The following is a 20,727-nucleotide window of genomic DNA, read 5'->3' on the forward strand; positions in this document are numbered from 1 at the left end:
CCGCCCGGTTCGTCGGGGGATGGCGGCACCTCAGCCTGTCTTGCGGGACCCGCTAATCGCTTGGACGCTCCCACGGCGCTCCATATGAGCCTTGCGCCACGACCCAAGCCGCCCAGGATCATCCCGCCCCGATCGGGCGCGCGCGCCGCGCAAGCCCGCGCCGCAGGCTTCCTGCCTGCCCCGTTCGGCGCGTTTCTTCCGCGGTGCCGTGATCTTGTCGGCGGCGACGGGGCGCCAGGATCCGGCGGCGAGATGCAGAAGGCGCTTCCGTGCGTTACCTGGGGTCCAAATATCTCGTAATGCGGAACTGTGTAGCATAAGGAAAGTCGCGCCGCTATCCTGTCCGGCGGGCTCTCGGCGGCGTCCGGGCTGCGATCTCAGAAACCCCCGCGGGATCCGCTTCCACCAGAACCCCGTTGGGCCGGCAACGATGACGGGGCTTTACGCGCCTCTTGGTAAGCCATCCACGGTACTTGCCCTATAGTCCACCGGTGGCCCCGGAAACTGCCCCCGGGGCGTTCCTATCACCTGCCCGTCCCGCGCGGTTGCCGGCCTGGATCGTGCGCATCTCCCATAACCCCTGCTTTTTGGAGGCGCTGATTACCACCGCGCGCGGACCCCTCGGTTTACCCAATACCCCAGAGACGCCGATATGCGTAACGTGCCGGGCCTCTGTGGAGGCACTTACATGAAACGCTGGACTGTCTTGGTATTCTGCTTTTTCACGTCTCCCGCGCTTGCCATCATGCGCCTGCCGGGATACGCGCAGGGGTCGGATCTTCGCATCACCATCGAGGAACGCGCCCATGCCATAACCGATGTCATCGCGCTGGTCGTGAGCATTCTCGCCATCATCGGCATCTTGATAGGCGCCGGATATTTCGCGATAGGCCAGGGTGATCGCGGGCGCAGCTATGTCGTGGGCAGCGTATTGGGTCTGGTGCTCGCGGCCAGCGCCTATGGCATCGCGGCCTTGGTGATAGGGTCATGATGACGGCCTTCAACAAGCGTTTGGCGCCCACGCGCATACTAGGCCTTCCCCTTGGCGCGGCGGTGGCGGGACTTACTACCGTAACCGGCGCACTCGCGTCCGTGGTCCTGCCGGAGCCGGTCGGGTCCATGGCCATCGCCGCCGCCATCGTGGCCTTTCCCCTTGGCGTAGGCGCGATCCTGATCGGTGACGACGTGGTGTTTGCGTACGCCTTCTGGCTGTCGAGGCGGGATGCGCGGATCGTCGCGCGGGAGGGCGCATGGCATTAGGTGCGCGCCGTTACTGCGACATCTATACGTGGTCGCACGCCGTGAGTGAAAACGTCGTGGCGCACGGAGACGGGGCCGTATCGCTTGCGATCCTGTGGAATGGTCTCGACGCCGAGTTCGAGGACGGCCCCGGTCGCGCGCGGGAATGGGCCACGATAGGCCGGGTCCTGGAACGTCTGCCGGACGGATACTGGCTTGAGTTTCATCTCTGGCGTGAGCGTCATCCGGAAGCGGTGGGCCAGTACCTCGCGCACTACGAACAGGCGCCCCGAAAGAGCCCGTTCGCGGCGGCCATGCGCTCGGAGATCGCCGATCATCTGGCGCCCTATATCCTCGTCAACACAGTGGCGCTTATCGTGGGCTGCCTGCCCAAAATGGAGGCGGGCGTGCGCCGCGCCCTGAATGGACAGGCGCAGCGAGGCGCCGAACTCGATGTCCTGGGGGCGGAGCTTTGCGCGTTGCTCCCGGGCGGTCGGGTGGCGACAGTTCTGGAATACGCCGGGCTCATACAGCGGAGCTACGACAAGGGCCCGGCGCCATCGGTACTCGAACCCTGGTTATCGCTCGCCGAGCAGCTGATCGTGGTGCCACCGCGACCGGGCAAGCGGCTCCTGGACGTCGATGGCCACATCTGGCGCGTCTTCTATCTCCATCTTTATCCCGACATCGATCCCGCCTGGATCCTCCCGAGCGTCTCGGGGGCCATCAGCCTGCACATCTCCCAGGTCATCATGCCCGCGACCACCGAGCGTGTGCTGCGCGCCTCCGAGCGTGCCGATCGGCTGGCGCAGGGGGCCCTGGCCCGTAAGGGGCGGGAGCGGCAGGTCGCCGCCCTCAGGGATATGCAAGGGTTCCGGCAACAGGTGGCCGACCAGGATTGGCGCGTGCACCGTAACGCCTACACCGTGTGTGTAGACCTCGACGGCGTCCCGCCCCAGGCGCTGGCGCGGCTCGTCGAGGGTCTGCAGGGCAAGGGCGGACGGGCGCGCGACGACGACTTCGTTCAGCTGCCGTTTTTTCGCATATCACAGCCAGGCCAGGGCTACCGGTCACCGATCTGGCGCCCCGACCATGGTGCGCTGATCGCGGCCATGGCCCCCGCGCAGGTCTTTCGTACCGGTTCGTCGCACCCCGAATCCCTGCGCCTGGGCCTGGCCTCGCAACCTCTGGCCTTCGACTACAGCCATCAGACGGTGGCGCATGGTTTCACGGTGGCCATGACGGGTGCCGGCAAGGGCGTCGACAAGGTGGCTACCATCGTCGAGACCTACCCCTTTGGCATCGACTGGTACGTGCTCGAGATCGGATCGACCTATCGCTGGGTCATCGAGGCGCTGGGGGGAGTCTATGTGAAACTCGATCCGGGGACGGCGGCCGTCAACCCCCTGCCGCCGCGTGCGCAGGCCGAAGGCGGCCTGGACCCCCTGCTTGCCTCGGGCACGCTCAATATCCTGGCCTTTATCCTGACAGACGGCCGGACCCAGCTCGATTTCCACGAAGCGGCGGCGGGGGCCGCGGCCCTGACACGCCTGTATGAGAACATCTCGGCCGGCGACCCGGGACTCGTCGACCTTTTGAAATCCCTAGACGCCCTGGACGATGTAAGCCCGGAGCAAAGGCAGGCATCGCGCGTCATGGCCGCCAATCTCCATAGTTTTCTGGAAACACCGGAGGGCCGGGTATTTGCCGGGCAGGACAACGTGCAGATAAGCCCGGGAATCAGTGGAGTCGACCTGAAGGATGTGGATCGGGCAAGCCCCAAGCTGCTTACGTTCTATCTCGTGTTTCTTTGTCTGCGCTTTTTGAATATGGCGTTTGCCGGACGCAATCAGGCGCGTGTGTTGCTGGATGAGATCCATCGATTCGTAGCCCATGCCCCGGGGGTGTTGTCGCGTCTTGTCTCGGAGATCGCGCGCATGGGGCGCAAGGAGGCGGCGGCGGTCGATATCGTCACCCAGGGGCTTGCTGAGATCGATCTCATGGAAAAGGAGATCGTGAACTCCATGCCCTTGAGATCGCTGCTCTACCGCAATGATGGCTGGGAGGAGATCGCCGAGCGCATCGGCATGCCAGGCCGTGCCCTGGAGATCTGGAAGCGGCTCCCTTTTCCCCTGCATCTCCCGTGGCGGCCGGCGATCCGTTCGGTCGGCCCCCAGTACCACGGCCTGCGACTCACCTTCCCCGCCGGGATACTGGCCCTGGCCGACACCACCCCGGAGGGTCTGGCGCGCAAGGAGCGCCTCGGGGCGGAGATATCCGATCCGCTCGCGCGGCTGGCGCGGTTTCGCGAGGAGGTGCCATGAAAAAGGCGCGCGCCGTCCTTTTGTTATGGGTTCTGGGCGTAACGCCCGCCGGGGCCTTCTTGGGTGTGGGTGATGTCACCTTCGATCCCCCGGTCCACGCGGAGCTCATGACCCTTTTTCATCAGACCATTGCCATTTACCGCACGGTCTTAAGTGAGGTCCACAGGCTGCAGGCGGTGGAGTCGACCTTGCGCGGCGCGCAGCGTGACGCCAAGAGCATAGCCAACGGCAACCTCGCCCGTTACGCCCAGCGCAGGCTGCCGCGCGGGTTGCCGCATGGTCTGAGGAGGCTTCTCGGCACCACGGACGCCGCCGCCCACGAGGCGCGTGACGCCATGGCCTACGCGCATCAGCAGTCGCGGCGTTTCGGGAGCCTTGCGCGGCTGCACTGGCTCGGACGCGGGGTGAGGCAAGACCTGCGTTTGTCGGCCACGAACCTCGGAGCGCGCACCAGCAATGATGTCACCGCGCGTTCCACGGCCACGCTCGCCACGCTTGCCGCGAAACGGGCGCGGGCGCGGGAACGGCAGGCGATTCGGCGCGCCGCGGAACGACACAATGCGCGCCATCTGCCTGAAGAAGCGGCATCCCTGTACCGCGCCTTTGGAGAGACCCCATGAGCAGCGCCTCGCTGGTGGCGGAACTGCTGGGCTATCTGCGGCCCGCCGGCGTTTATCGCGCCGCCGCCCCGGTGGCCAACGTTCTCATGCGTACGGTCACGCCCTCGCTTTTCGTAGTGGCCTTGTACACGCGCCTGCTCGAGGCGCAGCTGGATTCCGTGTCGGGGGCGGGGCAACTTGCGCGTGTCGTCCGCGATGTCGCCGTGTGGGGAGTCGTCCTGACCGCCTATTTCGCGCTCGGCGGCCTCGTCAACCACTATTTGAACGCCTTGTATGCGGCCATGGGCCGGATCGGTTCCCTGCGGCTCGTGGCCGCGCAGATGTCCGCCCTGCTCGACACGGCGGCCAAGGGGCCGAGCGGGGTATGGGGCACCATAAAGGAGATCAATGCCCTGCCTCTGCGTCTTGCCACCGTGCTCCTGTACTACGTGACGCTGGTCATGACGACTTTTCTAGAGGCTTTGTTGCGCATCGCCCAGGCCATTGGTTATCAATTCGCGTTCCTCTACGGTCTCGTGGCGATCCCGTTGGCCTTGAGCCGTACATTGTCGCTGCTGCGCGGCTTTGCCAAGCTTCTCGGTTTCTTTGTGCTGTGGCCTGTTGTGCAGGCGCTCTTGCTGGCGGTGTTTTCCCCGATCTTCACGCACGCCGTATCCGATCTTCAGGGCCTGCTGGGCAAGGCCGACTACATGATCGTGTATGCGCACATGCTGTTTACCATCCTGAATCTCATCTTGTGCGCCGTGCTGATCGCCGCCCCTTATGTCACGGCGAGCCTCATCGAGAACGCCGGCGCGGCGCACCCATTGCTGACCCCCTATTTGGGCGCGCTCTCGCAGGTCGGGACCACCATGGCCACGGGGGTGGGAGCCGGCGCCGCGAAGGCCGCGGACTACTACTTCTATGGCCCCGACGAGGACATCTTGTCCATGTCTCCGCGGCGCATGCCGGAACTGCACATTCCACCCGACCCGAATTTCTGGCCGAGCACTCACGACGGCAGCCGCGTGCGCACGAATTACCTCAAGCCGCAATTCGACGGGCCCCCAAGGAGTAGTCAAACCGATGATTTCTCTCGACGTTAACGTGTGGCGCCGTCATGGCCCTCAAGGGCTTTTGATGCAGCGCCTGGCCCGCTATGCGCTTTTGGGTTGGGTGCTCTTTGGCTGCGCGGCCCTGGCATTCGTCCTGCTGGCCCTTGTCGCTGTTTGGCGCACGCCCCCCATCATCGCCGTCGACCGTGCCGGGACAATTCTTGGACGCATCCAATGGCTGAGCGCGGCCCATCGATCCCGTCGCGAGATCATCGCGGCGTCCATGCGATTTCTGCGCGATTATCTCAGCGTCAACGGGGCGACCGTGGTACCCGATTACGTCCAGGCCCTCGACATGATGGCCCCGCCATTGCGCGCCACGACCGTGGGGATCCTGCGCAAGACCGCCTACATAGCCCGGGTGCGCGCCGCGCGCCTGCGCTCGTGGGTGAGTTTTGCCAAAAGCCCGGGCCACCGGCGCCTGGTGCGGCGGGATCGTGATCGTTTTCTGGTGCGATTGTCCGGGGTGCTGCACGTCATCCTGCCGGACGGCCAGCGCCACAGCGAGCGCTTTACGCTCGTCTTGACCGAGATCGCGGTGGCGCGCCGCGTGCACGATACCGCCGGGATCCTCGTGGAGGCGATCACCACGTCATGATGCCCACCCTGCCCGCCCCGTTGAGACCGTTCGCGCCGCATGCGCGCACCGTGGTCCTGCGCCCCTATCGGGCGTTGGCGGCCACCATCGTGCCAGATCTCGGCCTGCGCCTCATCTTCCCGGGCGGCGCGCCGCCCGCGCGCTTTGCGCTCACCAATCCGTTGTTCCAGGCAGCCCGGCTTGGGCGCCGCGCCATTCTCATAACCGTGGCGCGTGGGGCCCATAAACGGTATTGCGGAAATGCCTTCATGGATTGGCAGGCATTCTATGTATCGCTGCTCGTTTGCACGAGCCCCAGTGGTCGTCACTATACGAGCGATATCCTGTTTACGCGCCCGCGCCCCCCGCAGACGGTGTCGCCCCCGCGCCTCGCGCATCCCTCCGCATGGGCGCGTGCCTGGGCCTACGCCGCCTTCGGGCCGCTTGCGCGGATCGCGATTCGCAAGCGCGTCGTGGTCACCCGCGGCGCGCGTACCATCGCGCTGCGCGTGCGCCGGCTGTTGCTCATGCCCGGAGAGCAGGTGCTCGGCTTCGCGCTCTCGGGCGTCAAGGGCCCGCTCGGCCCGATTCATGATGCCGCCCTTTATCGGGGCCGTCACAGGTGGCGGCGCATTCCGGCCGCCCTCTCATGCCGCCCGTCAACGCCCGGCCGGCGGGCCGCTTGTGCGCTCGCGCTCGTGCCCCCGGCCCGCGAGGTCAAGCGCTGGCATCTGGTCGTGCTCACCACCATCGGACCGGTACGGCTGTCATGGTAGTCGTATCGCCCGTCACTCCCGCGGCCATCGTCCGCCGTCTCGTGCGCCAGAGGCCTTCGGCGCCATCGCTCTTTCACAGGCTGCTCGGGCTCGTCGACGCCCGCGCCCCGCGCCCGCGCGCGCCATCGGCCGTGGCGGCCCCGCGAGCCCCGGCGCGCCGTCCCATGCCTTTTGCCGTCGCCCGGACGCGTGTAAAGCCGTTGATCCTGACAAGCCCGCCGCTGACATTCGGCATCCGGCCGGGGTCGTGGATCCCGGTGACCTTGCGTCACGGCGTCACGGATCGGGATCCGGCCCTGGTGGTCCTGCATATCGATGCCCCGGTCCGTGGGCTCCGGGGCATCGTGCCCGCCGGGACCCGTCTTCTCGGCCACATCGGCGGGGCGCGGTTGGGGCGCGTGCAGATCGATGTCACCGAGGCGGTCACGCCAGGCGGCCGGATGCTGCCGTTTGCCGCCACGGCCTTCGGTGCCGACCACGGCCTCGGCCTTCCGGCCTATGTGCTGGGCGGGCGGCGCAAGGCCGCGCTTGCGGCATTCGCGCAATCGGTCGTGGAGGGCGTGGATGCCATCGTCGGGACGATGGAGGCCCAGTCTTCGGTGACATCCGAGGCCCTGGGCCAGGTCGGCACGAATACCCTTAATGCGGCGGCGGATTGGCGTATCCCGCGCCGAGTCCTCTATGTCCCGGCGCAGCAGGCCTACGTGGAGACCCAAAAGACATCATGATGAAAACCTGGACAGCGGGCATTTTCGTGGTTGCGTTGGGGCTACCGGCAGGCGCCGGCGCATGGCGGTTGGCCGCGGGCGGCGGCCTGCTTGCCGGTCTCGTCCCGGGGACCGCCTTTGGCTGGCAATTCACCGGACAGTGGACACGCGCGGGGTATGCGGGAGAACGATGGCTCGTGGAGGCCAATATCGGCCAGTACGCAACCGAGGCCGATGCCGGCGCATGGCTCGAACGCGGGCGCGCGGCCAGTCTGCTGGTGCTCTGGGAGCGCCGGGCGCCCTTCAGTTATACGTTCCGCCCCTGGCTCGGCATCGGGGGCGGGATCTCGCGCTATCGGCTCGACGATCGGCAACGCTTGAACGACGCCGGCTACGCCATCGCTTCCTATCCGGCGATCACCGAAAACGATGCGGATCTCGCGGTCGCCATGACCGTGCCGCTTGCGCCGTCGTGGTCCGTGGCCATCACCGCGCAGACAGGGTTCCCGTCACGTATTTCCACCGTAAGCATGACCGTGCTCTGGAGGTTATTGTGAAAATCCAAAAACTCTACAAGATGGTGTCACTCGCCGGCCTTGCCTTGAGCGGCTGCCGGTTGGGCAACCCCGGGGCCGCGACCCCCATACCGCAAGGATCCGTCGCGGGTTATGTCGTAAGCGCGGGTCCCGTGGCCGGCGCATCGGTTGCGGTACTCGGACCAGACGGTATCCTTGCGACCACGCGCACCGACGACAGCGGACATTTCGCCGCATCCGTCCAGAGTCTCGATACGACCATAACGCTTGTGGCGAGCGGGGGATCCTATGGCAACGCCGCCGGCGCCAATGTCCCATCCGGCACCCTGCGCGCGGCGCTTCCCTACCAGTCGGGTAGCGCCGAGGCGGTGGCCATCACCCCTATAACGAATGCCCTGGTGGCGGCCGAGGGCTATTTTCAGGGCCAGGGATTGTCCGCCGCCGCCGCCGTTGCGCGCGCCGATACCGGGTTCATGGACTGGCTCGGTTTCGACCCGCTGGTCACGGAACCGGTGTTGCCATCCGGCGGGGGCGGGAGTGGACAGACGCTTAGCGCGGGGCTGCGCTATGGACTCGTGCTCGCGGCCCTTGCGCACTGGGCGCACGCCAACGCGAGCCGCGCGCAGACGCTCACAGGCCTTATGGCCGCGGATGTCGCCTACGATGGTCTCCTGAACGGGGCCGGATCCGGCGGCACGCTGGCGCTCGGGTCGCTCCCGCTGTCCGCCGATGCCTACCGGCAGGGGCTTGCCGATGCCCTGTTGCAGGTCGCGGCGGCGGCCCCGCCGGGGTCCACGGATTCGCTCTCCGGGCCGAACGCCCAGGCGCTCCTCGCCTATGCGCGCACGCTTGCCGAATCGACATCGCCTTTGTTCGGCACCCTTCCACCAGCACCTTTTGGCGGCAACACGCTTGCGTTGACGGTAGCGCCCCTGCCGTCATGGACCCATGGAACGATAGTCGTGAATGGATCGGTGACGGACCCATATGGGCTGCCGGTATCGGTCACGATCGCCATAGATCAACAGCAATACCAGACCGTGACCGCGACCCCGGCGTTCGCCTTTGCCATCGACACCAGCAGATTAAGCGACGCCGTGCATGGCGTGACCGTGACGGCGCGGGATGCCGCCGGCGATCAGGCCTCTTACCAGGGGTCCGTGGGCATCGATAACACGCCGCCGCAGGCGTGCGTGTCGGTGTTCGAGCCTTTGGTGGGGGGTGTCCTTATGGCGGGCCGGTGGCAGGACCTGTCGGGGGTCGTGGCGGGGGTCGCCGACGGCGCCGCCCTTGCCATCACCCCTGGCGCCTGGGAGGTGGAGGTGCCGGTGCCCGTGCCCTCGCCCCTGGTCGTTGCCATGAGTGACGCCGCGGGAAATCAGCAGAGTTTCTCATGGGCCTTGAGCAGCGCCTCCAATCCCGCACCATGCCCTTAGGGCACGCCCCGGCCGATTGACGAATCGTGACGACCGGGGTAGCGTCATGACCAGGCCCGGCATGGATGTCGGGCCATGGTCATACCTCAATCAAGGACGAACTCGGCATGGAAACTCTAGCGATCCCGTTGCCCGCCAACCTTCCGCCCGATGTGTGCACGGAGATCACCAAGCGCGCCTGCTATTGCGACACCGCCATTGTGAAGTCCCGCTATCGGCAGGATTCGAACTGTCTCGAGATTGACCTGCAAGGCCCGGGGGCCGGTGGCGATGTGGCGGCCAAGCTCGAACATCTGATCGGTAAGATGCAGGTCGAGCGCCTGACGGTCACGCCCAAAATCCTGCGCGAGCGGTCCTCGGAATCGGGCCGATTCTCCGCCAAGGCCTACGATGAACTTGTCGAGCAGGGCGACGTATGGGCCTCTGGACAAGGTACGATGGGCCGGAGTGGGGCCTTCACGGGCCTCCTGAACCGCCTCGATGGCCTGCTCGAACGCCTTGCCGCGCGCGAATTCCAGGCTGTATCCCAATCCTATAATTCGCTCGTGCCCAGCGATTGGTTGCGGCGTGCCGGGTATTTCGCATCGTTTTCCCATTCGGTCACGTTCGCCGTGCACTTGAAGGAGGACCTCGAGGCCATCGAGCGGTTCGGGCAGCGCCATCGCCAGGGAGAGAATCCGGTCTTCGAGGACGTGGGCGAGATCGCGCCCCCCGAGTACTGCCTTTCGCCGGCGGTGTGCTATCACACATACGGCGCACTCATGGGCCAAAGCCTTCCGGCGGGGACGGCCAGCGCCTTTACCGCGCACGGACGATGCTTTCGTTACGAATCGAAGAACCTCACGGGACTAGACCGCTTGTGGGAATTTTCCATGCGCGAGATCGTCTGGCTCGGCGCGCGCGATGCGGTTTTGGCCGCCCGCGAGAGGGCCATCAACGTCGTCTGGCGGCTCGTCGAGCTCCTGGATCTTTCGGCACGGCTCGAGACCGCGTGCGACCCGTTTTTCGCGAGCGATTTTCCGTCCTTGCGTTTCTTTCAGTTGGCCAACGACCTGAAGTACGAGTTGAAGGTGGATACCTCACCGGACGTGTCGATTGCCTGTGCCTCATTCAATTATCACGAGCGGTTTTTCGGGACGCGTTTCGAGATCGGTGCGGGTGACGGGGAGCCGGCCCATACCGGATGCACGGCATTCGGGCTCGAGCGGCTTTTGTATGCGTGTGTTTGCCAGCATGGCCTTAAGCGCACCATGGAGCTTGTAGAGAATGCCGCCGAGCGCATGTAGGCGCGGATCTTGTGTTCAAGGGTCGTTCGAACGAAGGGGGTACGGTGCAAGCGAGTCGGGCTGCGGGGGTCGGGAACGTGGAGTCCGTGGTATGTTTCGACGAGGTGGTGAGTCCGGACTTCGAAGAGGTGAGCGCGCTCATGCGCGCCAACTGGGCGCCGCCTTGCTGGGTGTACGAGCCCGATCTTTTGACGATGCACATCCTAAGGCCGACGGCCGACCCGTCGATGGCCGTGGGTCTGCGCGCCACAAACGGCGATCTCGCCTCCTATCTTGCGTTCGTGCCCCTGCGCCTGCGTGTCGGCGGGCGCCTGTACCGCGGGGTGTTCGGGAGCTTCTTTACCGTGTCGGGGCGCTATCGGCGCCACCGCCTGAGCGACCGCCAACAGGGACTCATGCTGGACCGCGCGCGCGACCAGGGCTATGAGCTCTATGTGGCGGTGACCGTGGCCGGCACGCCGGCCAACCAGACCGTGGCGCGGGCCTTTGCCGCGCGCGGCCTTACCGTACAAAGCGTGCGTAATTTCCGTTACCTGGCCGGGGTCCCGGCGATCGTCGGTGCGCGCCTCGGTGCCGGCGACCCGGGGCGGGTGCGACGGTATGAGCTAAGCGATGCGCCAGCCGCATTCACACTCCTGTCGGCGTGCACGGCCGAGGCGCCGCTTGCCAAGGTGGTGGAGCGCGAGGATGTCGATTTTCTGCTGCGCCTGCGGCCGCGCGTGACGACTTATGTCTATGAGGCCGATGGCGAGGTCCTGGGTCTCGTCAGCCTGTCGCTCTTGCCGGTGCTGTCGGAGCGGGTCGGCATGAACGCCTATGTGGAGGCATTCGCGGTCGCGCGTCTCGAGCCCGCCGCCCGCGCGGCCTTCGTCGATACGGTGCTGCATGCCGCGCTCGCGCAAGGCGCCGAGGCGGTCATGGTGCCGGACACCGGTTGCGCGGACCTCGAGGTCTTCCGCCGTCTCGGGTTTCGCGCGGCACCGCGGAAACTGCGGCTGCTGCTCGGCGCCTTGCGTCCCGATATCATGGGGCTGCCGGAGACCGTGGACGGATTCTGTCTCGACGTGTTCTAGGCCATGGCTTGGGGTTTCAAGGAGACATTCCGGGCCCTGCTCGCCGGTCTTGGGGCCGTGATCGCGTTTCCGGCGCTGGTGCTGGCGGCGTGTGATCGGTATAGCGGTGGACGCGACGACGGGTTCACGCTGGGCGGCCAGTTGCTGGCCCTGGTTCCGGGGGTCCTAGGCGACGCCGCGCGCGGCGTTTATTATGGCCGTACGCTCGCGCTTTTCGAGACCGGCGCAATCGTCCATTTCGGGAGCTATTTCTCGAAGCGTGGGGCGCGCGTGCACGCAAGGGCCGGGATCGGGGCCTACTGCGTCATGGGCCTGGTCGATCTCGGTCCGGGAGTGCGCATCGCAAGCCGTGTCTCGATCACCTCCGGACTCTATTACCACGGCAGTGCCGCCGGCGGCGTCGGCGGCGAGGACGTCATCACACGCGTGATCATAGGGGCCAACACCTGGATAGGCGAGGGCGCGGTGATCGGCGCCGATGTGGGCGCCGATTGCATCGTCGGCATGGGGTCGGTGGTCATTCAGGCGGTCCCGGACCGCTCCACCGTCATCGGCAATCCGGCGCGCCGCGTGCCTTCGGCGGCCTGAGAAGAGCGGCCGGTGCCTAGGCGGGTTCCGGCGAGAGCAGTACGCCCTTCATGGTGTCGAGGGCCTTTTTCTCGATCTGGCGGATGCGCTCGGCGGAGACCCCGTATTCCTCCGCCAGTTCGTGCAGGGTCGGTTTGTCGGCCGCCAACCAACGCCTGCGGATGATGTCCTGGCTACGGCCATCCAGCGATACCAGGGCGTTTTGCAGCCGGTCCTGCTGCGAGCTCTCGGCATCGGCGCGCGTCAGCAGGCTCTCGGGGTTATAGCGCATGTCCTGCAGGAAGCCCGCCGGCGATGACCGGAACTCTTCGTCGTCGCCGTCGTCCTGGGCATCGAATGGCACATCCGCGCTTGCCATGCGCGACTCCATCTCCTTTACGGTCTCGGTCGGCACGTCGAGGTCGGCGGCGAGATTCGAGATCTCGTTCTCATTCATCCAGCCGATCCGGGCGCGCGATTGGCGGAGATTGAAGAACAGTTTGCGCTGGGCCTTGGTGGTGGCGATTTTTACGATCCGCCAGTTGCGCAGGATGTAGTCGTAGATCTCGGCGCGGATCCAATGCACCGCGAACGACACCAGGCGTACGCCATGCGCCGGATCGAAGTGCTTGACGGCCTTCATGAGGCCGATATTGCCCTCCTGGATGAGGTCGGCCTGCGGCAGGCCGTAGCCGGCGAAGGCCCGTGCCACGCGCACGACGTAACGGAGCTGGGAGAGCACGAGCTGCCTTGCGGCCTCGAGGTTGTTGTTCTCCCGGTACTCGATCGCCAGCTGCCGCTCTTGTTCGGCGTCCAGTACCGGCGCCGCGTTGGCAAGCCGCATGTAGTGCGAGAGTCCGCCCTCGGCGCTGACATTGACGGCGACTGGCAAGGTGTGCATGGTCATGTCCTACCCCCTTCGACTGTCCGTATCGACCGTAAGTACACGGCATTTTAGCATTCTCGGCTTGAGAGTGCTAATTCCCCGAAAAAGTTCCCGGGGTTCACGCCCGGGCCCCGTCTAGATCCGGCGGGAGCGTAGCGCCTGTCCCACCGCGATCCGGGCCCCCAGCCATCCGAGCAGGGCCCCCACTCCCAAAAGCCCCAGGGCCTGCCCCAGGTCCGGCCCCAACAAATGGTAATGGGCCCCGTAGGCGCGATCGAGCGCCGCGACCGGCCCGTCCAGGGCCAGGAAGGCGGTTTCCAGGAGGATGAGCGCGCATAGCGCCCCGAGTCCCCCGGTCAACGCCCCGGCATATAGGAAGGGACGCCGGATGAAGGCATTGGTTCCCCCGACCAGGCCGACCACGGCGATCTCGTCTGCGCGGCTTGCCACCGCCGCGCGCGTGGTGTTGCCGATGATGAGGATGAGCGCAAGGCCCAGTGCGACGGCCAGGATCACGACCAGCCGGTGGCCGAGGGCGAGCGCGGCATCGAGGCGTTCGACCCATGCGAGATTGGATTGCACATGGGCGACGCCGGGCACGACCTTGAGCTGCGCGGCAAGGCGCGCCACTTGCGCCGGCGTGCCCCCGGCGGGGGTGACCACGGCCACGCCTGGCAGCGGATTGTGGTGCCGGAAGGCTATGGCGGTGGCGCCAAGGCCCGAGGTGGCCGAGAATTCGCGCAGGCCCTCGGCCGGCGAGATGTAGCGCACCGCGGCGATCCCCGGGACCCGGCGGATGGCGGCCATGGCGGCGGTACCGGGCACGCCCTTCATCAGGTAGACCGACAGCGACCCGCGCGGCTGCCAGCCCGCGGTCAGGCGTTGCAGATTGAGGAGCCCGACGTAGAGACCGGTCGGCAACACCAGGGTCACGCCGATCAGGACGACGGTCAGAGCCGTAGCCGCCGGGCTGCGCGCGAAGTCCCCGAGCGTCCTCATGAAGACTTGCATATGACGGGTCAGATAGGCCTTCATATAGCGATTAGCGATCCTTGTTGCGTGATTTGCGATGATGCTGTCAAGAGCGGCAGCTGGCGCGCGCGGCCGGCGTCGCAGTCCATCTCTCGCTCGCCACGGGCATGTATCGGGCGGCAAGTCCTGGCGTTCGTATAACCGTTCGGCCGGTCCGGGGAATGCGCCATCGCCCACTCCCGCCTATTCACCGCGATTTTGGTGGCCGGGCCGGCCCGCCCTTCGCGCACGCCCGCGTGCCGAACCGGGATCATGACCGATCCCGCCGCGGCCGTCAGCCATGCCTGGCCGACGCCGAAATCGCCGGCGCTATGCCCGCGCGATCCCTCGGTGACCTTGGGCGGCCGATTTATGCGGCGCTCACCATATGACCCTCGCCGAGACGGATCACGCGTGCCTGCAAACGCCCGATCTGGCGCAGGTCGTGGGTGGCGATCAGGACCGTGACGCCGTGGTCGTTGAACTCCTGGAAGAGGTCGATGATGTCATCGGATAAGGCGGCGTCCAGATTTCCGGTCGGCTCGTCGGCGATGAGCAGCGCCGGGCGGTGCACGAGCGCGCGCGCTATACCCACGCGTTGTTGCTCACCGCCGGACAAGGCCAGCGGAAAGCCGCGCTCGCGGCCCCGCAGGCCCACCTTGTCGAGGGCCGCGAGCACGCGCTTGCGTACCTCATCCCCGGTCACGCCGGCCACCAAAAGCGGCAGGGCGACGTTGTCGAACACCGTGCGTTCGTTCAAGAGCCGGTTGTCCTGGAAGACCACGCCGATCTCGCGCCTAAAGTGCGGGAGACGGTACGGTTTCAGGCGCGCCAGATCATGGCCATTGACCACGACCTGGCCGCGCGTCGGGCGCTCCAGCAGGGAGATCAATTTCAATACGGTGCTCTTGCCGGCCCCCGAGGGCCCGGTGAGGAAGGCCATCTCGCCGCGCGCCACACCGAAGCTGACGTCGCTCAAGGCCTCGATTCCCAGGGGATAACGCTTGAAGACGTGCTTAAGCTCGATCATCGACGAGTTCGGCCGGTAATACCGCATCCACGAAGGAGCGGGCATCGAAGGGGCGCAGGTCATCGGCCGATTCGCCGACACCCACGAAGTAGATCGGCAGCGCAAAACGCTTGGCGAGCGCAAACACGACCCCGCCCTTGGCGGTGCCGTCGAGTTTGGTGATGCACAGACCGGTCACGCCCACGGCCTTGTGGAATTGCTCGACCTGGGCCAGCGCGTTCTGACCGATGCCGCCATCCAATATCAGGATGATCTGGTGCGGGGCGCGCGCATCGAGGCGGGCGAGGGTGCGCTTGATCTTGGCGAGCTCGTCCATCAGTCCGGTCTGGGTATGCAGGCGACCGGCGCTGTCGATCAGAAGGACGTCCACGGCCCGCGCCCGCGCCGCCTGCAGGGCGTCATGGGCGACGGCGGCGGCATCGGCCCCCCGCGGCTGACTGATCATGGCGACCTCGGCGCGTCGCGCCCATTCGCCGAGCTGCTCGATGGCCGCCGCGCGAAACGTGTCACCGGCGGCGAGCAGGACCGAACGCCCTTCGGCGCGCAGCCGCACGGCGAGCTTCCCGATGGTGGTGGTCTTGCCCGCGCCGTTTACGCCGATCATGAGCACGGTCTCGGGTTGCTGCGTGATCGGCCAGGGCCGTTCGCAGGGCGCCACGATCTCATAGAGGATGGTGCGCAAGGCCGCATAGACGGCCTCGGTATCGCCGAGTTCCTTGCGCGACACGCGTCTTGTGATGTCGGCCATCACGGTGGTGGCGGTGTCTACGCCGAGGTCGGCGGTGATGAGCGCGGTCTCGAGGTCCTCGAGCAGTGCCGCATCCAGGACACGCTTACGTCCAAGGAGACTGCCGACATTCCCGCTCAAGGCGCGCCGGGTGGCGGCGAGGCGTTCGCCCAGACGGGCGAAGACGCCCGGTTTCTCGCTCTTGTCGGCCGTCGTCTTGCGAAAGAGCGCCATGCGCGCCTAGCCAGTCTTGCGGGTCAGGGCCAGATACTTCTCGTACAGGGATTCCTTGCTCTCCACGCGGTCCGGGTTCTTAGGAATGCAGTCTACGGGACAGACCTCGACGCACTGGGGGGTATCATAGTGACCCACGCATTCGGTGCAGGAATTCGGATCGATGCGGTATATCTCTTCGCCTGGGGAAATGGCCCCGTTTGGGCACTCCGGCTCGCAGACGTCGCAGTTGATGCAGTCGTCGGTAATCATTAAGGCCATGGCAGCCCTCCTCGATAGAGGCGCAAGTCTACCGCAACGCGGTCGTCAATGCAGCCTTCACGGCCGGGTGGACGAAGGGGCTTACGTCCCCTCCCAAGGCCGCGATTTCCTTGACGAAGGACGAGGACAGCGCGCCGTCGCGCTCGGATGCCGGCAGGAACAGGGTCTCGACCGTGGCGTCGAGCCGGCGGTTCATGCCGGCCATCTGAAACTCGTATTCGAAGTCCGAAAGCGCGCGCAGACCGCGCACGATGACGCGCGCCCCCTGGCGATGGATGAAGTCCATGAGCAGGGTGTCGAAACCGATGACCGCCACCCCCGGGACCCCGGCCAGGGCCTCTTCGGCGAGCGCCACGCGCTGCGCCAAGGTAAAGAGCGGGGTCTTGCGCGGGTTGGCGGCGACCCCGACGATGACCCGTGGAAAGAGCGCCGCCGCGCGCCGCACGATGTCGGTATGGCCATTGGTGAAGGGGTCGAATGTCCCCGGATAGACGACGGTGGTCACGGGCAATCCTCAGGGCGCAAGTGCGGCAAGACCGAAGGCGACGAGACCCGCCTGCCCGCGTCTGTGCCAACGCAGGCCCGCCGGCAACTCGAAACCATCGGCCGCCGCGCTTTCGATATAGACAAGCCCCGCTGTCGTCAGGATGCGCCGTGCCAGGATCACGGTCAAGGCATGGGCGAGGAGGCCGCTTGTGTAGGGCGGGTCGAGAAAAACGACATCGAAGGCCGCGGGCCCCTGACCGGCGAGATAGTCGAGGCCCTCGGAGGCCGTGATGACGGCCTCGGCGCCGAGCCGCTCGCGGTTTTCCCGCAAGGCCGCGATCGCCAGGGGATTGCTGTCCACCAGGGTCGCGGCCGCGGCGCCCCGTGACAGCGCCTCCAAGCCCAAGGCCCCGGAGCCTGCGAAGAGATCGAGGCACCGTGCCCCGGCAAGCCGCGGATTCAGCCAATTGAAGAGCGTCTCGCGCACGCGGTCGGGGGTCGGCCGCAGGCCCGGTTCGGCCGGGAAGGTCAGCAGGCGCCCACGCCAGCGTCCGGCGATGAGGCGCACGCGTGGGCCCTTAGGCCGGCCCATCGTAGTCCTCGGCAACGACGGGGCGGGTCTCGGCGCGCGTCACGAAGCGCGCGGCCAGGCCCTGATAGATCGGTTCCCGGCACAGCAGCCGCGAGGTGAGGGTGGCGATGAAGGCGGCGGCCATGAGCGGAAACAGCATGCTGTTGTTGTCGGTCATCTCCATCACGATCACGAAGGCGGTGATCGGGGTCTGCACGGCGCCGCTCAGATAGCTCACCATGCCCAGGATGACCGCCGCCTGCGGGGCCGCCGCCGGGAACAGCCGGCCGATGTCGGCCCCGAATCCGGCACCGGTCGCGAGTGCCGGGGCAAACAGCCCCCCGGGGATGCCGCTCAGGTAAGAGGCGAGGCTCGCAAGCCACTTGGTCAGCGGGAAATACCAGGGCAGGCGCGCGTTGCCCATGACCAGGGCGCGGGCCTGCGGGTAGCCGGTGCCAAAGGAGCTGCCATGCGAGATCGTCCCGAGGATCGCGATCAAGAGACCGGCGATCAGCGCCAGACGGTAGGGATAGCGCGCCAGGGTCTCGCGCAGGCGCAGGCTAAGATCGAGCACGAGCCGGCTGAAGAGACCGCCCGCTATGCCGCCCGCGATACCGCATGCTGGCACCAGCAGCCACTGGCGCGGCGCGAGCGCCGCCTGCGTCACGCCGAAATAGGTGTAGTTCCCCTCGATGGCGACCGCCGTAAGCCCGGCTATGAGGATGGTGATGATGATCGTGCCGCTAGCGTGTTCCTCGAAGCCGCGCGCGAGTTCCTCGATGGCGAACATGATGCCGGCGATGGGGGTGTTGAAGGCCGCGGCGAGGCCCGCGGCGCCCCCTGCCAGCACCAGCGCGCGTTCAAGCCCCGGGCGCTTGATGCCGGCCAGTCGTCCGGCGGCGGCGGTGAACGAGGCGCCGACGTGGACCGTCGGGCCCTCGCGCCCGATCGAGGCGCCGGAGAACAATCCGAGGGTCGTGAGCAGGATCTTGCCGATCGCGATACGCACCGACAGAAGTCGCGAGGGTGAGCCCCCGGTGCGCTGCGACAGCGCGGCGATGACCTGCGGTATGCCGCTCCCCTGGGCCCCGGGGAAGAACCGGCGGGTGAGCCATAAGGACAGGACGAGGCCGGCGGGGCTTGCCAGAAACGGTGCCCACGGCCAGCGCCGGTAGAGGGTGAGGAAGCTTGTGTTCGCGAGATTGCCAAGCTCTGTCAGGGCCACGGCCGAGAGCCCGACGAGCACGGCGCTTCCCCAGAAGACGATGCGCGGGGCCCAATGACGCCCGCGCACGAGCCCGCGGAATCGGCGAATCGGACGCCAGGGACGCTGCACGACGGCCCTTAAGGGGCCGCGCTCAGCTGGCCGCGAATGCGACGGAACGCGGCATGCGCCGTCCGGTGCTGTTCGCTGATCTCTTCCAAGACCTGCTTCAACTCCGCCATGCGCGCCTCGAGGGTGTCGCTTGCCTGGTGGATGCGCTTGATGCTCTCAAGCCGGCGCCGCAGCTGTGCCTGATGCTCGCGCACCTGGGATTCCATGGGCGCCATCATGTCGCGCAACCAGTCGTCGGCGTCGCGGTTGGCGCTGACATAGATCGCGCGCACCTTGCTGACCGCCGATTCGAAGAACCCCCGCACGACCGCTTTTTGTTCGGTCATGATGAGCGACAGGCCGCCCATGAACTGTTCGTGCTTTTCCTGAAGGCGTTTGATCTCGCGCGTGTAACGCATGACCGAGAAGGTCGCGGGCTTGATGTTGGCAAGCCCATGCTCTTCCTGGAACTTCTGATACACGCCATCCATCAAGGCCTTGATCTCCTGGCTGTCCTTGACCACCTCGTCCATGCGGCCGCGCGCGTACCCGAAAAACGCCTGCATGGCGGCCTTGAGACCTGCGGTCGTAAGGCAGGTCTCCATGTTTTTCTTGGTCTCCAGGATGAGCGCATCGAGCTGGCGCAGGCTGATCTTGGCGTACAACGCCGCGCTTTGCTGGGCGAAGATCGTGCGCGTGGCATGGAAGCGCTGCATGCTGCGATCGAATTCGGTCTTGTCGGCGCGCACCTTGGCCATCATGTGCTCGATCACGTCCATGTTCTTGCCGTTCAGGGCGCTCAGCTCACCAAAGTGTTCGCGCACGCCCTGCAGCCTCTGGGCGATGATGCGCTCCACCGAGGCCTCGACCTCGCCGAACTCGTGGGCGACGGTCTGGGCGACAAGGCCGCCCTTGCCGGGCAGGAGTTCGTCGGCCAGTGCGCGTTCCAGGGCAGCGATGCCGCTGCGTTCCTCGAGGCCGCGGTCGCCGCGGATCTTGGCGGCCAGCGCCTTTTGCGCCGATACCGGATAGACGCGCCTTTCCGTAACGCCCAGATAGCGCGCGGTCTCGCTGACCTGGCGGGCGATCTCGTGCTCGACGTCGCTGCGGTGACGCAGGTCGTCCCACAGTCCGTCGACCTTGTTCAGGACCACGAGACGCCCCTTGTGACTGCCGGCCACGTGGTCGCGCCACACCGAGATCTCCGACTGCGTCACGCCGGTATCGGCGGCGAGCACGAACAGGATGGCGTGCGCGTTGGGCAGGGTGTTGAGCGTGAGCTCCGGTTCCGCGCCCAGGGCGTTCAGTCCCGGGGTATCCAGGATCACAAGCCCTTCGGACAGCAGCGGGTGGGGAAAATTGATGAGCGCATAGCGCCAGCGCGGGATCTCGACTTCGCCCTCGGCATCAACCGTGGCGCCGGTCTTGGTGATGTCGTTGGTGACTGTGAGCCCCAGGGCGCGGGCCTCTTCGGCCGGCACCCGCTTGACCTCGGCGATGTGACGCAAGGCCTCGGCCGTACCTTCTGCGTTGCCGACATCCAGGGCGATCGTCTGCCACTCGTCGGGAAACCCCTTGAACTCCGCAATCGTGGCGCCATTACGGCGGGTCTCGATCGGTAACAGCCGGATGCAGGCCGGCCGCTCGGCCTCGTAAAAGAGTTCGGTCGGGCACATGGTCGTGCGCCCGGCGCTCGAGGGCAGGATGCGCCGGCCCTGTTCACCAAAGAACAGGGCGTTGATGAGTTCGGACTTGCCGCGGGAAAATTCGGCGACGAAGGCGAGATAGAGCTTGTCGTCACGCAGGACGTTATGCACGCGCTCCAGGTGGAGATCGCTGTGCGGCTGATTCAAGCCATGCTCCACAAGCCATGTCCGCAGTTCGACCAATGCCTGCGCGAGATCGCGGCGCCATAGCCCATAGGCCTCGAAGCGCTGCTCGATCGCTGTTTGATTCATGTCCCGCGCCCCC

General features: G+C 66.4%; 22 protein-coding genes. 13 read left to right on the forward strand and 9 right to left on the reverse strand.

Translation table 11 applies throughout. The features are described 5' to 3' along the window. Nucleotides 1–688: 688 nt before the first annotated feature. From C4901_RS01820 to C4901_RS01875, 13 genes are all read left to right on the forward strand, one after another. Nucleotides 689–991, forward strand: a complete 303-nt coding sequence (locus tag C4901_RS01820) for a hypothetical protein (RefSeq protein ID WP_145960587.1) — start codon at nucleotides 689–691, stop codon at nucleotides 989–991. Beyond that, a complete protein-coding gene (locus tag C4901_RS01825) occupies nucleotides 988–1,260 on the forward strand; it encodes a hypothetical protein (RefSeq protein ID WP_110135876.1) in 273 nt (90 codons plus the stop codon). Before C4901_RS01820 ends, C4901_RS01825 begins: the two co-directional genes overlap by 4 nt. Next, complete coding sequence (locus tag C4901_RS01830; RefSeq protein ID WP_110135877.1) at nucleotides 1,251–3,563, forward strand: VirB4 family type IV secretion system protein; 2,313 nt, start codon at nucleotides 1,251–1,253, stop codon at nucleotides 3,561–3,563. The genes C4901_RS01825 and C4901_RS01830 overlap by 10 nt, the downstream gene beginning before the upstream one ends. Further along, entirely contained in the window at nucleotides 3,560–4,183 is a 624-nt protein-coding gene (locus C4901_RS01835) for a hypothetical protein (protein WP_110135878.1), read from the forward strand. The genes C4901_RS01830 and C4901_RS01835 overlap by 4 nt, the downstream gene beginning before the upstream one ends. Beyond that, nucleotides 4,180–5,268: a hypothetical protein gene (locus C4901_RS01840; protein WP_110135879.1), complete on the forward strand. Its 1,089-nt coding sequence runs from the start codon at nucleotides 4,180–4,182 to the stop codon at nucleotides 5,266–5,268. Before C4901_RS01835 ends, C4901_RS01840 begins: the two co-directional genes overlap by 4 nt. Beyond that, nucleotides 5,249–5,875, forward strand: a complete 627-nt coding sequence (locus tag C4901_RS01845; RefSeq protein ID WP_145960588.1) for a hypothetical protein — start codon at nucleotides 5,249–5,251, stop codon at nucleotides 5,873–5,875. Before C4901_RS01840 ends, C4901_RS01845 begins: the two co-directional genes overlap by 20 nt. Then, nucleotides 5,872–6,630: a hypothetical protein gene (locus tag C4901_RS17435; protein WP_168185485.1), complete on the forward strand. Its 759-nt coding sequence runs from the start codon at nucleotides 5,872–5,874 to the stop codon at nucleotides 6,628–6,630. The genes C4901_RS01845 and C4901_RS17435 overlap by 4 nt, the downstream gene beginning before the upstream one ends. Then, on the forward strand, nucleotides 6,624–7,358 hold the full coding sequence (locus tag C4901_RS01850; protein WP_168185486.1) for a hypothetical protein: 735 nt from the start codon (nucleotides 6,624–6,626) through the stop codon (nucleotides 7,356–7,358). The genes C4901_RS17435 and C4901_RS01850 overlap by 7 nt, the downstream gene beginning before the upstream one ends. Further along, the gene (locus C4901_RS01855) at nucleotides 7,355–7,894 is read left to right on the forward strand and encodes a hypothetical protein (protein ID WP_145960589.1); all 540 of its coding nucleotides are present in this window, start codon (nucleotides 7,355–7,357) and stop codon (nucleotides 7,892–7,894) included. The genes C4901_RS01850 and C4901_RS01855 overlap by 4 nt, the downstream gene beginning before the upstream one ends. After that, a complete protein-coding gene (locus tag C4901_RS01860) occupies nucleotides 7,891–9,309 on the forward strand; it encodes a hypothetical protein (RefSeq protein ID WP_110135883.1) in 1,419 nt (472 codons plus the stop codon). The genes C4901_RS01855 and C4901_RS01860 overlap by 4 nt, the downstream gene beginning before the upstream one ends. A gap of 107 nt (nucleotides 9,310–9,416) precedes the next feature. Continuing rightward, complete coding sequence (locus C4901_RS01865) at nucleotides 9,417–10,595, forward strand: hypothetical protein (RefSeq protein WP_145960590.1); 1,179 nt, start codon at nucleotides 9,417–9,419, stop codon at nucleotides 10,593–10,595. A gap of 44 nt (nucleotides 10,596–10,639) precedes the next feature. Next, complete coding sequence (locus C4901_RS01870) at nucleotides 10,640–11,668, forward strand: hypothetical protein (protein ID WP_145960591.1); 1,029 nt, start codon at nucleotides 10,640–10,642, stop codon at nucleotides 11,666–11,668. 3 nt (nucleotides 11,669–11,671) lie between these two features. After that, the gene (locus C4901_RS01875; RefSeq protein ID WP_110135886.1) at nucleotides 11,672–12,256 is read left to right on the forward strand and encodes a DapH/DapD/GlmU-related protein; all 585 of its coding nucleotides are present in this window, start codon (nucleotides 11,672–11,674) and stop codon (nucleotides 12,254–12,256) included. Between the two features lie 16 nt (nucleotides 12,257–12,272). Here the strand turns inward: C4901_RS01875 and rpoH are convergent, their stop codons facing one another. From rpoH to C4901_RS01920, 9 genes are all read right to left on the reverse strand, one after another. Next, the gene (rpoH, locus tag C4901_RS01880; protein ID WP_110135887.1) at nucleotides 12,273–13,142 is read right to left on the reverse strand and encodes an RNA polymerase sigma factor RpoH; all 870 of its coding nucleotides are present in this window, start codon (nucleotides 13,140–13,142) and stop codon (nucleotides 12,273–12,275) included. Nucleotides 13,143–13,256: 114 nt separating this feature from the next. Next, nucleotides 13,257–14,156, reverse strand: coding sequence for a permease-like cell division protein FtsX (ftsX, locus tag C4901_RS01885; RefSeq protein WP_110135888.1), 900 nt, complete (start codon nucleotides 14,154–14,156; stop codon nucleotides 13,257–13,259). A gap of 346 nt (nucleotides 14,157–14,502) precedes the next feature. After that, entirely contained in the window at nucleotides 14,503–15,162 is a 660-nt protein-coding gene (ftsE, locus tag C4901_RS01890) for a cell division ATP-binding protein FtsE (RefSeq protein ID WP_110135889.1), read from the reverse strand. Next, the gene (gene ftsY, locus C4901_RS01895) at nucleotides 15,149–16,123 is read right to left on the reverse strand and encodes a signal recognition particle-docking protein FtsY (RefSeq protein WP_110135890.1); all 975 of its coding nucleotides are present in this window, start codon (nucleotides 16,121–16,123) and stop codon (nucleotides 15,149–15,151) included. Before ftsY ends, ftsE begins: the two co-directional genes overlap by 14 nt. Before the next feature lie 6 nt (nucleotides 16,124–16,129). Further along, nucleotides 16,130–16,384 (reverse strand): YfhL family 4Fe-4S dicluster ferredoxin, encoded by a 255-nt coding sequence (locus C4901_RS01900; protein WP_110135891.1) that lies wholly within the window; start codon nucleotides 16,382–16,384, stop codon nucleotides 16,130–16,132. A 28-nt stretch (nucleotides 16,385–16,412) separates the two neighbouring features. Further along, nucleotides 16,413–16,895: a pantetheine-phosphate adenylyltransferase gene (coaD, locus tag C4901_RS01905; protein WP_110135892.1), complete on the reverse strand. Its 483-nt coding sequence runs from the start codon at nucleotides 16,893–16,895 to the stop codon at nucleotides 16,413–16,415. A gap of 3 nt (nucleotides 16,896–16,898) precedes the next feature. Further along, nucleotides 16,899–17,462, reverse strand: coding sequence for a 16S rRNA (guanine(966)-N(2))-methyltransferase RsmD (gene rsmD / locus C4901_RS01910; RefSeq protein ID WP_110135893.1), 564 nt, complete (start codon nucleotides 17,460–17,462; stop codon nucleotides 16,899–16,901). Next, on the reverse strand, nucleotides 17,449–18,777 hold the full coding sequence (locus tag C4901_RS01915) for a chloride channel protein (RefSeq protein WP_110135894.1): 1,329 nt from the start codon (nucleotides 18,775–18,777) through the stop codon (nucleotides 17,449–17,451). Before C4901_RS01915 ends, rsmD begins: the two co-directional genes overlap by 14 nt. Before the next feature lie 8 nt (nucleotides 18,778–18,785). Continuing rightward, nucleotides 18,786–20,714 carry a dynamin family protein gene (locus tag C4901_RS01920; RefSeq protein WP_168185487.1) on the reverse strand — a complete coding sequence of 643 codons (1,929 nt, stop codon included), beginning with the start codon at nucleotides 20,712–20,714 and terminating at the stop codon, nucleotides 18,786–18,788. Nucleotides 20,715–20,727: the final 13 nt, after the last annotated feature.

It is taken from the genome of Acidiferrobacter sp. SPIII_3, from assembly GCF_003184265.1.
In the GTDB taxonomy this organism is placed as follows: domain Bacteria; phylum Pseudomonadota; class Gammaproteobacteria; order Acidiferrobacterales; family Acidiferrobacteraceae; genus Acidiferrobacter.